Annotated in this window: 10 protein-coding genes; 1 reads left to right on the top strand and 9 read right to left on the bottom strand. The window is 58.4% G+C overall.

Annotated features, from left to right (window positions below; translation table 11 throughout):
- Positions 1–166: 166 nt before the first annotated feature.
- The 6 genes from EKM85_RS10480 to EKM85_RS10455 form a co-directional block, all read right to left on the bottom strand.
- Positions 167–2,614, bottom strand: coding sequence for an NAD(P)H-dependent oxidoreductase (locus EKM85_RS10480; protein ID WP_125586692.1), 2,448 nt, complete (start codon positions 2,612–2,614; stop codon positions 167–169).
- Positions 2,615–2,928: 314 nt separating this feature from the next.
- The gene (locus EKM85_RS10475; protein WP_125586691.1) at positions 2,929–5,298 is read right to left on the bottom strand and encodes an ABC transporter permease; all 2,370 of its coding nucleotides are present in this window, start codon (positions 5,296–5,298) and stop codon (positions 2,929–2,931) included.
- A 4-nt stretch (positions 5,299–5,302) separates the two neighbouring features.
- A complete protein-coding gene (locus EKM85_RS10470) occupies positions 5,303–5,968 on the bottom strand; it encodes an ABC transporter ATP-binding protein (protein WP_125586689.1) in 666 nt (221 codons plus the stop codon).
- A gap of 51 nt (positions 5,969–6,019) precedes the next feature.
- Positions 6,020–7,012: a sensor histidine kinase gene (locus EKM85_RS10465; protein WP_125586687.1), complete on the bottom strand. Its 993-nt coding sequence runs from the start codon at positions 7,010–7,012 to the stop codon at positions 6,020–6,022.
- Positions 6,999–7,649, bottom strand: coding sequence for a response regulator transcription factor (locus EKM85_RS10460; RefSeq protein WP_125586685.1), 651 nt, complete (start codon positions 7,647–7,649; stop codon positions 6,999–7,001). The genes EKM85_RS10465 and EKM85_RS10460 overlap by 14 nt, the downstream gene beginning before the upstream one ends.
- A gap of 149 nt (positions 7,650–7,798) precedes the next feature.
- The gene (locus EKM85_RS10455) at positions 7,799–9,382 is read right to left on the bottom strand and encodes an ATP-binding cassette domain-containing protein (RefSeq protein ID WP_125586683.1); all 1,584 of its coding nucleotides are present in this window, start codon (positions 9,380–9,382) and stop codon (positions 7,799–7,801) included.
- 68 nt (positions 9,383–9,450) lie between these two features.
- On the opposite strand from EKM85_RS10455, the gene EKM85_RS10450 reads away from it, so the two are divergent.
- Positions 9,451–10,338 (top strand): hypothetical protein, encoded by an 888-nt coding sequence (locus tag EKM85_RS10450; protein WP_125586681.1) that lies wholly within the window; start codon positions 9,451–9,453, stop codon positions 10,336–10,338.
- Positions 10,339–10,416: 78 nt separating this feature from the next.
- Here EKM85_RS10450 and EKM85_RS10445 read toward each other — a convergent pair whose 3' ends face one another.
- From EKM85_RS10445 to pepF, 3 genes are all read right to left on the bottom strand, one after another.
- Positions 10,417–10,704: a hypothetical protein gene (locus tag EKM85_RS10445; RefSeq protein WP_125586679.1), complete on the bottom strand. Its 288-nt coding sequence runs from the start codon at positions 10,702–10,704 to the stop codon at positions 10,417–10,419.
- Positions 10,705–10,724: 20 nt separating this feature from the next.
- Positions 10,725–11,030 (bottom strand): helix-turn-helix domain-containing protein, encoded by a 306-nt coding sequence (locus EKM85_RS10440; RefSeq protein ID WP_125586677.1) that lies wholly within the window; start codon positions 11,028–11,030, stop codon positions 10,725–10,727.
- Positions 11,031–11,277: 247 nt separating this feature from the next.
- Complete coding sequence (pepF, locus tag EKM85_RS10435) at positions 11,278–13,080, bottom strand: oligoendopeptidase F (RefSeq protein WP_125586675.1); 1,803 nt, start codon at positions 13,078–13,080, stop codon at positions 11,278–11,280.
- Between the last annotated feature and the right edge of the window lie 36 nt (positions 13,081–13,116).

Here is a 13,116-nt window from a genome sequence, read left to right as displayed (position 1 = left end):
AAGTTAAGGTTAGCAGAGAATGGGCGCTGTGCCCACAAAAAGAAGCCCTGAGATTCCGTATTATTCGGATTCTCAGGACTTTTTCTTTTGGGCGAGAATTATGTCTCGGCCTCTTCGACTAGGTGAACAATTTTAGACTGTCAATCCGCCCAATATTGGATACTAGTTATTGCTCGCCCTTGGCCTTAGCAACCGCCTGCGCCACGGCTTCCTTCAAGGCGTTGCTGGTCACCGAAGCCCCTGACACGGCGTCGACTTCCGGGGTGTTGGCTGCGACCATTTTGGCCGGCAGCTCGTGGATGGCTTTCAGGCCGACGTCTCCGCTTTCGCTTTGCTGCATGACTTCGACGTTTTGGATCTTGTCATCCTTGTAGGTCACCCGCACTACCAGGCGGTCGCCCATGCCGTTATCGCTCACCCCAATGTACTGGTCCGGGCCGACCGGATAGTCTGCCGTGGGGGTCTGCGAATACGCGGTCACACTGGAGGTCGCCTGGTGCTCAGAGGCGCCGGTCGACGCGTCTGCTTGTTGCTCAGAGGCCCCAGTCGAGGCATCTGGTGTGGTCGCCGCCGGCTGGCTAACCGGCGCGGCCTTTACGCCGCCTTTTGGCCGGGCCGCATTTTCGCCGGCGATTTTACCCCAGATCAGGCACTCGGCGAGGTTGTTGCCCCCCTGGTAGTTATTGACGTTGATCCCGCCAAGTTCACCGGCTGAATACAGATTCGGGATCGGTTGGTTGTCAGGATCCAGCACCTCGGCGCGCGTGTTACGCTGCGGGCCGCCTTGCGTGTTCAGCATGACCTGTTCAAGCGCGATCGCGTAGTACGGGCCGTCGTCAAACGCGCGCATCGTCTTTGGGTCGCGGCCATATGCATAATCCTCACCAAGTTCGATGAAGCGGGCAAAGTTTTCGCCTGTCTTGGTCAAAATCTTCGGGTCGGCGCCGATCAGCTTGGCCAGATCCGCCAGCGAATCCGCTTTGATGGTCACCGCATCGAGGTCGACGCCGGTCACACCCGCCTGCTGGAACTCGGCCAGCTGAGTGGCGTCGAAGATCAGGTGCGGGTGGTCATTGGCCACTGGCACCTTCCAGTCGCCGTGATAGTAAATGTGGCCATGACGGTTGGCCTCGGCTTCGTTGAAGTAGCGGCTGCCGTCATCCCCGGCGACAAAGACGCTGCCGTCAGCCATGTGCGGCCAGCCCTGCAACAGCCGGCCGCGCTCGCCAGGCTTGGTAGCGATGGTCATCCCGTGCAGGAGCCCAAGCGATTCGTAATTTTGCATGTGCCACATCTGCGCACCGACTTCTTCGCCCAGCTTGACGCCAATGCCCTTGTTATACATCGAGCCAACTGGCGCCAGGTGCGCGGCACCGAGGTAGTCCTGAACCATTTTCCGGTTGTTTTCAAAACCGCCGGTGGCCAGCACGACCCCATTGACCGCGCGAATATTTTTCAGGATATGGTCGTTTTCGATTTGCGCGCCGATCACGGTGCCGTCCTCGGCCTGCAGCAAGTGCTCAACCGGTGAGCTGTACCAAACGTCAATCGCCTGTGCGCGGTCGGTGACCTGCTTTTTCAGCACTTTCCACAGCTGCGCATCGAGCAGGCCATCATGAACCAGCAGCATATCGTAGGCATCGCTGCCTGGGTATTCAGGGAACTCGTGCACCATGCCGCTGAGGTCACCCTTGCTGTTGTCCCAGTCGTGGGCGACGCTAAACGGCTCAACGCCTAAGTAACGCTTCATGTAATCGCGCATGTGGACCATGCCGTCCACATAGGTGTCGATCATATCCTCGTCTAGGTCCATCGGCTCGGACATTTTCTTGTAGTAGGCCTTCAGCCGGTCAAAATCCTCGCCGGACCCGACCAGTTGGCCGGCGTAGCGCGTGTTGCCGCCTTCGTGGCCTTCCGGCGCGGAGTCGGCTAGCAGCACTTTGGCCCCGGCATCCGCGGCAAACCGCGCAGCCGTGGCCCCGGCGCCGCCGAACCCGAGTACGACCACATCATAAGTGGCATCCCAATTGATGGTTTTAACTTGACTCATGTGTTTCTCCTCCTTGGACGCGTGCCCAATCATGCGAATGAATGCCTGAAACTTTTTAAAACACTGATCCAAAAACTTAACGGTCTTGGCGTCGGTCAACGCGCCCTGCTTATCAAACGCCGCCTGGCAGTTCGGCAGCATGAATTCGCAGCCTGGCATGACGAACGCGTCAACGCCTGGCGCGTCCAGGACGTGGCGCAAGTCCATCTGGGCCCGCACCGTGCCCTGCATGCCGTACGACGCGCCGACGATCATCACCGGCTTGCCGGCCAGCGAATGATAACTGGATGACAACCACTCGATCGCGCTTTTGAGACTGGCCGTCATCGAATGATCGTACTCCGGCGTCGCGATGATGATGCCATCGGCGGCCTCCACGTTGGCGATCAGCGTCTTCACACTGGTCGGAAACTGGTGCAACAGATCCTCGTTAAACAGCGGCAGGTCACGGATCTCCTGGCACTCGATCGTGGCCTGATTGGCGTAGCGCTGCTGCATGTATGCCAGCAGCTTCCGGTTGTACGACACTCTAGCGTTATTCCCCACGATAGCTAACAGCTTCACTAAACTTACCTCCTCGAACTCAGCGACTGATGCGACACCGATTATCTGCCGGCCGGGCTGGTCGCTTCACAACCTGGAAACAATCAGTCATACCACGTCAATGATCGGCTCATTCTAACTATCCAACACCTCAATTATAGGCTCCCCAGGTTCGTGAATGTAAGCACTTGCAACCCGACTTTTCAAATTTGGCCAGAATTGACTATGTGTCATCATTGGGCCGCAGCCTTTTCAAGCGACCATGCGCTGGCCAACCAAAAGACGCTGTCCCATGATCTGGGGACAGCGCCTGATTTCTAATGGGTAATTGACGATCACTCCGCGCGAATCAGCTGATCGATATCTTGCTGGGCGAGCATCCGCCATGTCACAGCACCGAAGACCAAAGTGATTACTGTCAAGGCGAGCGCCACCACTGTAATTTGCGGCAGCGGCCAGATCAGCTGGATCCCAACGGCACCGCTCGCCATCACGCGATACAACAGCCAGGCCAGCCCTAGCCCGAGGCCGCTGCCCAGCAGCCAACCTTGGAAGAACAGCTGACCGTACTGGACCGTCTGCATCAACACCAGCTGCTTCGGCGTCGTCCCGATAGACTGAAGCATCGCCAGTCCGCGCCGCTGTTCCAGCAGATTAGCAAAGGTATGGTTGATGACCGTCGCCAAACTGACTAGGGCAATGAGCGTGATAAATCCATACGCCCCCACCTTGACTGCCGTGGTCACCGCCACGGCCTGTTGATTGTCCGCCACAATATCGGTGATCTGCACCTTGCCAAACCGCGCCTTGATGGCCTGAACCAGCGCGGTGTGAGCCGATGGACGTGCTAACTTTGCCATCAGCGTTGTGCTTAAATCACCTGGCGCGACCGCCAGCTTTTTTTGCCAGCGCTGATAATCGGTGGCGGATAGGACCAATAGCGGGTAGCCGTATGTTTCAAACAGCTTAAAGCGGGCCTGATCAGCTAACGGCTTGACCACCACGCGAATTGGCTGACCTGCTTGATGGGCAGACGCCTGACCCGACAAAAACGTCAAAGTCTGACCAGATTTCGCCTTGATCAGCCAGCGCTCCTGGGCTTTATTCCCCGTTCCAACCTGGATCTTCGTATTAAGCAAGGTGGGATGGCCGGCAAAATCTGCCTGGGCCACGTGGTTACTCACCACCGCGAGCTTGACGGCCTTCCCAGCATTTGGGCCTGAACCATTGATCACCAAGTTAGCGGTTTGAACCGCCAGGCTCGACTTGATGCCCTCGGTCTGGTGCAGAAGACGTTTCGCCGCCTGAGTTTGGTCCCCCTTGCCAGTGATTTCGGCAATAATATCGGCATTTTCCGGTGCGGCATAATTGCGCCAAATATTGCCAACAAAGCCGGTTAAGCCGACAAAAAGCATCACGGTGATGGTCAATGTGACCAGCATGGTCGTCCGCCCCGCTTGCCGCCGGCTGAATTTAGCCGCCAGCAGGAGAAGCGGCTGCTTGATGTGCTTCATCAACCAAGTACTTTTCAGCTTGCGCTTGGCTAACTTGGGCTTTGGCTCCAGCGCGCGAATCGCTGCTATCGGCGTCACGCGACTGGCGCGAAAAGCCGGCCGGGCTGCCGCCAGCAAAGTGATGAGGATCAGGAACACCGCCGCGATGACCAGCGGCAGCCAGTCGACTGTCAGCACCAAGGACAGCGGCAGCTCGCTGCTGTGCATCATGCCATTAAGAAAATGAAACGTCAGACTCAGGCCGCCAATGCCAAGCACCCCGCCAAGTACCAATGCGGGCACAGCAAGCGCGACCCCCTGCCAATACACCAGGTGACGCAGCTGCTTTGGCGTGGTCCCCAATGAACGCAGAAGACCGTAATGCTGACGGTGTGCCTTCACGCTGAGATTAATGCTGGTGTAAATCAAGGTCAAAGACACAGCACCAATAATCGCCAAGATAATGACGAGTACCGCCAGAATGGTTCTGACACTGCGCGACTGGTTTGCTTCTCCCATGACTGACAGCGCCATGCTGTTATAGTCAACTTGCTTGGAGTTCAACCCGTTGGCAGCCGCCAGTGCCCCAAGCCGATGGCGCACGTTGACAGGAGATTTGGTCAAAACCGCGAGAGACTGATTTCCCGTCAGCTTAGGCACCAGTCTTAGAACACCAGTCGTCGGAAAATAAGTGCGACTGTAAGGCGAGACCGTCCCCACGATGCGGTACTGGGCCGTCCGCCCGGCAACGGTGATGGAAATTCGCTGTCCCACCTGCCGCTTTTTGCTGATCAGCTCAGCAGACAACAAAACCTCATCGGCCTTACGCGGCAGTCGGCCGCTATACAGCAACGGTTTCAACTGCTTGCAGTCGCCTATCGCTAAGCTGGTCGTGGGCAATGAGGCGGTGATCTTGGTGTGCGTTTTTCCGCCCACGATCGTCTTGCCGTCCACCTGATAGCGCAGGGTTTTGGCAAAGGCCGGTTCGGCCGCGAGCCGCTTGACCGTGCTGGCAGGACTAGCCGGAAAGTTGGCCACCATGCCGCCGGTATTGCTGAGCTCGAGGTCATACAGTGTCGTCTGCAAGCTGCGCAGCCCGACCAGCGACGCGACCATGAGCGTCGCCGCAATGGTCATCGCGCCGATCGTCATCAGGGTGCGACTGCGTTCGGTTCTTAAGCTGCGCCAGCTGAGTTTGGTGATGATGCCCATCTGCTCACGCCCCTTCAGTCAGGCGGCCGTCGGTGATGGTGAGCACCCGTTTGGCCTGAGCGGCGACTTGAGGGTCATGAGTAATCACAATGATGGTTTGGCCCTGCTGAACGTTCGCGGCGTGCAAAAGCCGCATGATTTCCTGGGAGTTGCGCTGGTCCAGATTACCGGTCGGCTCATCTGCCAGAACGATCGCCGGCTGGTTGATTAGGGCCCGGCCAATTGCGACGCGCTGCTGCTGACCGCCGGACAGCTGGCCCGGCAGGCTGTCTCTCTTCGCGGCCAAGCCCAATTGGATCAGCAGCGCGTTGAGCCGTTCGTCTGGAACCGTTTTGCCATCAAGTTCGGTCGGCAGGGTAATGTTCTCAGCCACCGTCAGGCTGGGAATCAAATTGTAAAACTGATAAATCAGCCCAACTTGGCGCCGGCGAAAAATAGCCAGTTGGGTCTCGTTAAGCTGATACAAGTCGGTATCGTATAGCTGTACCGTGCCGCTGGTCGGGCGATCCACGCCGCCTAGAAGGTGGAGCAGGGTCGACTTGCCGGAGCCAGACGGGCCCACGACCGCGGTGAATTCACCCGGCTCAATGCTCAGGCTGACGTTGTCCAGCGCCGGTTGATCCTCACCGGGATATTTTTTAACTAAGTTCGTTGCAGTTAGGATTGCCATCATCCTCACCTCCAGCTTGAATACTACCCGGCGAAAGTGACAACTCAGTGACTAGCGAAACCATTCTACGCGCATGCTGACACCAGTTGTCTCATTTTCCACGGTCAGTCGACCATCCCCCGCCGCAATGATTCCTTGGGCAATCGCCAACCCCACACCAAGGTTGTTCGGCGCGCTTTGGCTGCCGCGATAAAATCGTTCAAACAGGTGCGGCAGGTCCACTTCAGGAATGGCCGGGCCCTCGTTGATGATGGTCACGATCGTAGAAATTGCCGTGGCTGCCGCCGTCACCGTCACCAGTGAATCGGCTGGTGCGTGCTCGAAGGTGTTTTTGAATAAATTGATCAGTGCCTCCTGCATCAGCCGCTGATTCACGTTGACGGTCAGGTCAGGGGCGACTTGCCACTTCATCGTCACGTGCCGGTCGGCCACCACTGGCAAAAGCGGCGCGAGACTGGCCCTCAGTAGGGTGTCCAGGCTAACCGATGCGCGCCGCTGACTCAGCGTATGCGTGTCCACCTTAGCCAGCAAGATCAGCTGCTCGACCAGTTGCGCCAGGCGGCGATTCTGAACTAGCAGTTCTTCTCGCGTTGCTGCCGTATTCGCAGTCGTCAACAGCTCACTCAGGTTAGTCGCCGCGGCGATGGGAGTCCGCAGCTGATGGGCGATATCCGTTATCGCCACCGTCAGCTGATCGCGATCGCGCTGTAAGTCCTCACGCAGCGCCTCAGTCTGGCGAACGTAGTGGAAAAGCTCGTTGTGCAGCGCCGAAAACGCGCCCTCGTCGTTGAGCGTCATCTGGTAGTCGGCCTGACCCAAGCGGGCGCTGCGAAGCTGGTCCTCGATCGCGGCCAGCCGCTGCCGGATCATGCGACTCCACCGATAGGAAAAGAATGCGATCGCACTCACCCCAAGCAGCCAGACGCCAAAAAGGCCAAGTCCCAAGTTCGGACTCAGCCACGTCAACGCGCCACAGGTCAATGTTAGGATCACGGCCAGGACGCCTGCCAGTTCAGCGATACTGCGCACTTCAGGTTTGGTCATTAAGAAAGTACCCCACTCCCCGGATGGTTCGAATCAGCTGCGGCGCAGTCGGCTTGGTCTCGAGCTTTTCGCGCAGCCGCTTGATGGTCACCGTCAGCGTGTTGTCGGCCACAAAGGCCTCGCGCGCATCCCACAACCCGGCGATCAGCTGCTCGCGGCTGACCAGTTGGCCGCGGTGCTGCACCAAATACTTCAAGAGGCGCCACTCCGTCGCCGATAGCGTGACCGGGACGCCGGCCTTCGTCACCCGGCCGCTCACCAGGTTGACCGCGACTTCGCCGAGCCGCACCGGGGCATCGGGCCAAAACTTACCCAGCCGGGCAGCCAGCACCGCCAGACTGACGGGCTTCACCACAAAATCGTCGGCCAGCTGCAACCCGGCTAGTTCGGCCTGCTCCTGATCGTTTGCGGTAAGCACTAACACCTTCGCCGGCAAATGCGGCCGCCAGGTGTGTAGCCACGCCAGCCCATCTCCGTCAGGCAGGGTGAGGTCCAGAATGATCGTGTCGGGGCCCGCCGCCACCGCCTGACTGGCTTCGGCAAGCGCGCCCGCCTCAGTCACCTGATACTGGGCGGAGAAAAAGCTCACCATGCTTTGCCGCAGGACCGGCTCGTCTTCTATGATCAGCAGCTTCATTGCCTCTCCCCCCCAGTCAGCCAGATTACCGTACGATAATCGAATTGTAAGCCTTGCCAGCCTTGAATACAATTTCGGGTCGCGCACACCGCGGCTTAGAACCATGACAAGCCGCAATGTTTTTCTTCCGGTCAGATTCAGGACGCTGCTTAGCTAATCGCATACCGCGTCAGGTCCAGCACCTGACTGTACTGCCCCCTCATCGTTGGCGTGGCATGGTGCTCAATATCGATCACCGCACCGGGATAGTTCAGAATCAACCGATTGATTTCTGCGGCAGCAGTCGCATCCAAACCGGACAGCGCCTCGTCGACCACAAGCAACGTTTTCGGCTCTGCCAACGCGCGGGCCAGCTCCAGGCGCTTTTCCTCGCCGCCGGAAAGCTGATGACCATCGCTGCCCAGCTGCATGCGTAGTCCCTCAACCGTGGCGTATTGAGCCAGCCCCACCTGACGCAGGAGCCTGAACATTCTTTCCTGGGTGATTGGCCGGCCCAAAGTCAGGTTATATGCCAGAGTGTCCGCGAAAATAAAGGGCTGCTGATGCACGATCGTCATGGCCGCTAAGGGTTCAGGTGCAAGCTGAGAACTGTAGATGACCTGGCCGCGCAATGGCTGCCGGTCGTGCAGCAACACCTGCACCAGCGTGGACTTACCAACACCAGACGGACCCTGGATCAGGAGCTTGGTGCCCGCAGTGATCACCAAATCAATGGGCCGCATGATTGGCGAATCAAAGCCGACCGTGACCGCTTGAAACTGAATCAAAGAATGTCTTTCCGACTCAAAATGCAGTTTCGGCACGGTCGCCTCAACCGGTCGCAAGATTCTTTGGACCAGCGGCTCACTGGAAGCCAGATGATTATAGTCGGTGACAATGGTGATCATTGGCGACACCACGCGATCGGCGGCCCCATTGAGCGTCAGCAGCATGCCAATCGTGAGCTGCCCGTGCATCACTGCCACCACGCCAACTGCCAGCGCCCCCGTTGTCGTGATGGCGTACAGCGCGCTGACGAACAGCGAGGCCCACTGCTGCCGCATGTTCATCGTGAAATTCGCCGCTTCGCTTTGCCTAAGCATTCCGGAAAGCCGGCCCAGCCCCTGCACCACCAGCTGATAATGGCGAAACAACGGCCGCGCGTTAAGGGTATCAGTCAAGCCGCTCGTGTAACGGTCGTTGGCCTGCTGCCACAACTGAGTCCCGTTTTTTAACCAGCGAGCAGTCAGCTTGGGCACAATGGTGGGCAGAAAACCCAGCGCGACAAAAACCAAGCCCAGCTGCCAGTTCACCTGCAACAAAAAAATCAGGGTCAGACTGCCTTGGAGCAGACAGTACAGGATTCCCGTCAAACTGGTAACGAAGTCCTGCTCGATCTGCTTCACATCCGCCAGGGCCTCAGCCGTGTATGAGCTGGCCTTGACGGTTTGCTGGCCAGGCGCATAGGCGCGCGCCACCACGCGATTGCGCAGCTGGACGTTGACCCCCTGTCGAAATCGCCCAGCGAAGTAACTTTCACCGCCACTAGCGGCGAGGATCACGAGCAGCGCGCCACCCCACAGCACCAACGTCATGAAACTAGCAGAAAAGGCTTGAGCAGTCAGTTGATCGGTGAACCGCCCCAGAAAATAAGGCCCCGCGATCCCATCCAGGGCCGCAAACACACTGAACACCGTTTGCAAAACAAAGGGTCTCCGGTTGGGCTTGACCAGCTCGCCAATTAAATGCCACATCACGCTCGCCTCCTTTTTCTTAGACAGTATATTTGCTACACTGAGGGAAACTTCAGGAGGTGCCAAAAATGGCAGGAAGGCTCGGCCCGTTTATTCGCCAGCTGCGGTTGACGCACCATCTCACCCAGCACACCCTGTACGCGGGCCTGCTCAGCGAGCGCCAGGCAGTGCGATTTGAGGCCGGTGACAACGACATTCAGGCTGAGCGGCTGTTCACCGTCATGTCGCGCCTAGCCGTACCGCTAACCGAGCTGCAGCCATTTGTGCCGACGCCGGCGCAATCACCCTTGCTCAAAGCCGCATTAACCAAACGTGCGCAATGGGCAGACTGGCCGCTGACGGCCGCTGAGACTGACGCGATCAGTGAATATGTGACTGGCAAAACGCCCCTCACCTTAAGTGAAATTCAGGAACTCTCGCCGCTGCTGGGGCACTTCGACCCGTCGCTGGCGAACAACCTTTACGAAAATGTCTGGCAGCATCTTCAGGACCACCAAAGCCGCCAGGAATTCAAAACCGTGGCCAGTTCGTTTTGCATTGGGGCGCTCTACTACGCCCTATTTCACGCGAATGCCACGATGTGCCACACGTATTTGAAACGGTTAACCAGAATTGCGCCGACGGATTTGGTCGAACTGATTCAGTTAAGGTTTTTAACTGCCTTGGTCAGTGCGGTCCCGCAAGGCGCTGACGCAGCTTACCAGAAAACCGATGACTTGATCGCCGGGCTAAGGGCCATTGGCGCGTCAGCCATGGCCGCCGCACTGGTCGATAATCGGCGGCATGTGCTCACGGCTTTCGGCCACCATGCTCGCTGGACCCCTGCCGAGTTGGGCGCATTAGCCCGCAGTCAGGAAAAGTTGCCGGCAGCCCTTCGTCAGACTGATTATCCCGGTCTCAATCAGGCGCTCAAAGGCCGGTCGTTAGGCGAGTACCGGTCCATTAACCAGCAGTAAATATAAGCGGATGGCACCGGGCTGATCGACTCAGCACTGGTGCCATCCGCTTTGTTAACAAGTCAACCTCTGACTGCCCTAACTGCGTTTACGTTTGAGCTGCATCTTCACGTACCGCCTCAGCGTCTGGACCAACAAGCCGCCGAAGAGGACGAGCAAAATTAGCCCGACGAGCAGCAAACCCCAATCGCGGGCGCGAATCATCTGCCACGCCACCCAACCGCCTAAAGCAGTGCACGTCCCGTCGATCAGCACCGCAATGATCAGCTGAATCAGGGCGCGCCGGCGATGCCCAGCGTCAAACTGTGGCAGCAGGATCAGCTCCAACAGTGGCTCCAGCAGGCAACCCAGTAAGTCTTCCATCACGTTTGTCCTCCAGTGTCCACTTAGGCCATGATCAGCTTAAAAACTGCCGGATCCTTGTCGATAAGTTCTAACAGCCGCCGTGAACTGCCGCTCGGTTTCGACCGACCAGTTTCCCAGGCCTCAACTGTCCGCGGAGAAACGGCCAGGCCGCGGGCAAGTACGCGCTGCGTAGCGGGAATCTTGCTGCGAATTTGCTTAATTTGCTCAGGACTATACTTCGGCGGATTCGCAAATTTGACATGTTTAACGGTCACTTCGCTGGCATCGCCGTTAGCGTACTTCTCGAGTGCCTCCAAACTCTGCATTAAAGTGGATTTGTCTGCCATAATCTTAAACTCCTTATTGTGTAGTAGACGTTTGATCTCACAAACGCGCTTTTCTCCTGATCTGATAGCGTTAAACGCCAATAAAGCAATCGCTCTCGGTGTGACCACCTAGTAGATAACCCGCACCCTGCCACTTTTCGGAAGCTTATACGATGATATAGTACCATGCGACGCTATGCGATAAGAAAGACGAGCTTCATCCCGCTGTAATTGCCGGCGCAGATGAAGCTCGTTATTTTGATCAAATTTACTTCGCCAGCTCTGCTTCCAGCGCCTCCAGCTGACTCTTAAAGGTCGCAAACGCTGCCTCCAGGTAGTCCGGCTTGGTGACGTCAATGCCGGCGCGCTTGAGGATGTTGACCGGCGTGTCGGAGTTGCCGGCGCGCAGGAATTCCTTGTACGCTGCCACGGCCGGCGCGCCTTCCGTCAGAATGCGGTGGGCCAGCGTGGTCGCAATCGCCTTAGAAGTTGAGTACTGGTACATGTAGTAATTGTAGTAGAAGTGCGGAATGTACGCCCAGTAGGCTTCCGGCCACGGGTTTGCCGCCACAGCCGGCCCGTAGAAGGTCATTTCGATCTCGTGGAACTTCGCGCTCAGGTCGTCCGCGGTCAGCGGCGTGCCAGCCGCCTCGGTTTCGTACATGTACTTCTCGAACTCGGCGAACTGGGCCTGGCGGTATACCGTACCGATGAAGTCCTCAACCGCCGTCGTCAGGAGGTAAACCTGCTTGTCGTGGTCGCCCTTAGTCTGGTCCAGCATGTACGCATTGAGCAGGCTCTCGTTGGTGGTCGACGCGATCTCCGCGGTGAAGATCGGGTACTCGTGGTCCCAGTACGGCTGGCTTTCGTTAGCGTAGACGCTTTGCATCGCGTGGCCGGATTCGTGCGCCAGCGTGCTCATGGCGTCATAGGTGTCCGTCCAGTTGAGCAAAATGTACGGGTGCACGCCGTACGCGACGTTTTCAAAGCCGCCCGAGGTCTTGCCCTTGGTTTCCAGCACGTCGACCCAGCGGTGGGCAAACTCGTCCTTCAGGTGGGCCTGGTAGTCCTCACCCAGCGGCGCCAGCGCGGCCAGGTCGGTCGCCTTGGCCTCTGCATAGGTTGGCGCAAACGGCGGCTTGGTCCCGGTCAGCGGAATCGCCAGGTCCCAGGTGTGGAGCGTGTCCAGCCCCAGCACCCGCTTGCGCAGCGCGTAATAGCGGTGGAGCAGGTCGAGGTGCGCGTGCGTCTGGTCGAGCAGCGTGTCGTACACGGCTTCCGGAATCTGGTTGGCCGACAGGTCCATGTCGCGGGCACTCTTGTAGTGACGGACGCGGGCCAGGGTGTTTTGCGTGTGCATGTGCGCCTGCATGGTCGCCGCAAAGGTGTAGCGGTGGTCGTAGTAGGCCTTGGCGAACTGGCGGCTCGCCTGCTCGCGGGTCTTGCGGTCGGCAGTTTGCTGAATGACGCGGCGCAGGCCCTTAGTCAGCGGCTGGGTAGTGCCTGCGTAATCAATGTCGCCATAGGTCAGATCGGCATCGTCCAGCGTGGACTCGATGTCCTCGGCACTGTCGAAGGTCGTGCCAAAAGTGGCCAGCAGGCTTTCCTCGTCCGGCGTTAGGACGTGGCCGACCTGCGTGCGGATGCGCGCCAACGTGTGCTTAAACGCGGCCAGGCGCGGCTCTGCGGTCATGAAGCCCTCGACTTGGCTCGCCGGCATCGCCACGATGGTCGGCTCAAACCAGGACGTCTTGGCGTCGAAGTCACTTTGCGTCTTGTTAAAGGTCGCGGCCAGCTGGGCCGCCTGCGCGTCGGTCGTGTCCTGCGCCACAGCCAGCTCGGCGTACAGGCCGAGTTGGTCCAAGCGCGCCTGCGCGTCAAAGTAGCGCCGAACGACGTCGTAGAAATGCGCGGCGTCGGCCGTGAACGCCTTGGCCGCCGTCGCCAGGCCGGCGGTCGCCGCGGCCGCGGCCTTGATGGCCTGGTCAAAATCGGCCTGGGTGGCGAATAAATCGCCCAGGTTCCAGGTCAGTTCAACCGGTGCGTCCTTACGCTGAATCTGTTCTGCCATGATGAGTCCCCTTTTCCCTACTCTTTTTACTTATCC

This window comes from Lacticaseibacillus jixianensis (genome assembly GCF_003946485.1).
GTDB classification, from domain to species: Bacteria; Bacillota; Bacilli; order Lactobacillales; family Lactobacillaceae; genus Lacticaseibacillus; species Lacticaseibacillus jixianensis.
Note: the sequence above shows the minus strand (reverse complement) of the source record. Positions and strands in the feature narration are given on the sequence as shown.

What these genes read in the sequence shown, in the direction of transcription:
- EKM85_RS10475 (WP_125586691.1), bottom strand. Translation starts at nt 5,298, where the DNA reads ATGGGCATCATCACCAAACTCAGCTGGCGCAGCTTAAGAACCGAACGC.
- EKM85_RS10470 (WP_125586689.1), bottom strand. Translation starts at nt 5,968, where the DNA reads ATGGCAATCCTAACTGCAACGAACTTAGTTAAAAAATATCCCGGTGAG.
- EKM85_RS10465 (WP_125586687.1), bottom strand. Translation starts at nt 7,012, where the DNA reads ATGACCAAACCTGAAGTGCGCAGTATCGCTGAACTGGCAGGCGTCCTG.
- EKM85_RS10460 (WP_125586685.1), bottom strand. Translation starts at nt 7,649, where the DNA reads ATGAAGCTGCTGATCATAGAAGACGAGCCGGTCCTGCGGCAAAGCATG.
- EKM85_RS10455 (WP_125586683.1), bottom strand. Translation starts at nt 9,382, where the DNA reads ATGTGGCATTTAATTGGCGAGCTGGTCAAGCCCAACCGGAGACCCTTT.
- EKM85_RS10450 (WP_125586681.1), top strand. Translation starts at nt 9,451, where the DNA reads ATGGCAGGAAGGCTCGGCCCGTTTATTCGCCAGCTGCGGTTGACGCAC.
- EKM85_RS10440 (WP_125586677.1), bottom strand. Translation starts at nt 11,030, where the DNA reads ATGGCAGACAAATCCACTTTAATGCAGAGTTTGGAGGCACTCGAGAAG.
- pepF (WP_125586675.1), bottom strand. Translation starts at nt 13,080, where the DNA reads ATGGCAGAACAGATTCAGCGTAAGGACGCACCGGTTGAACTGACCTGG.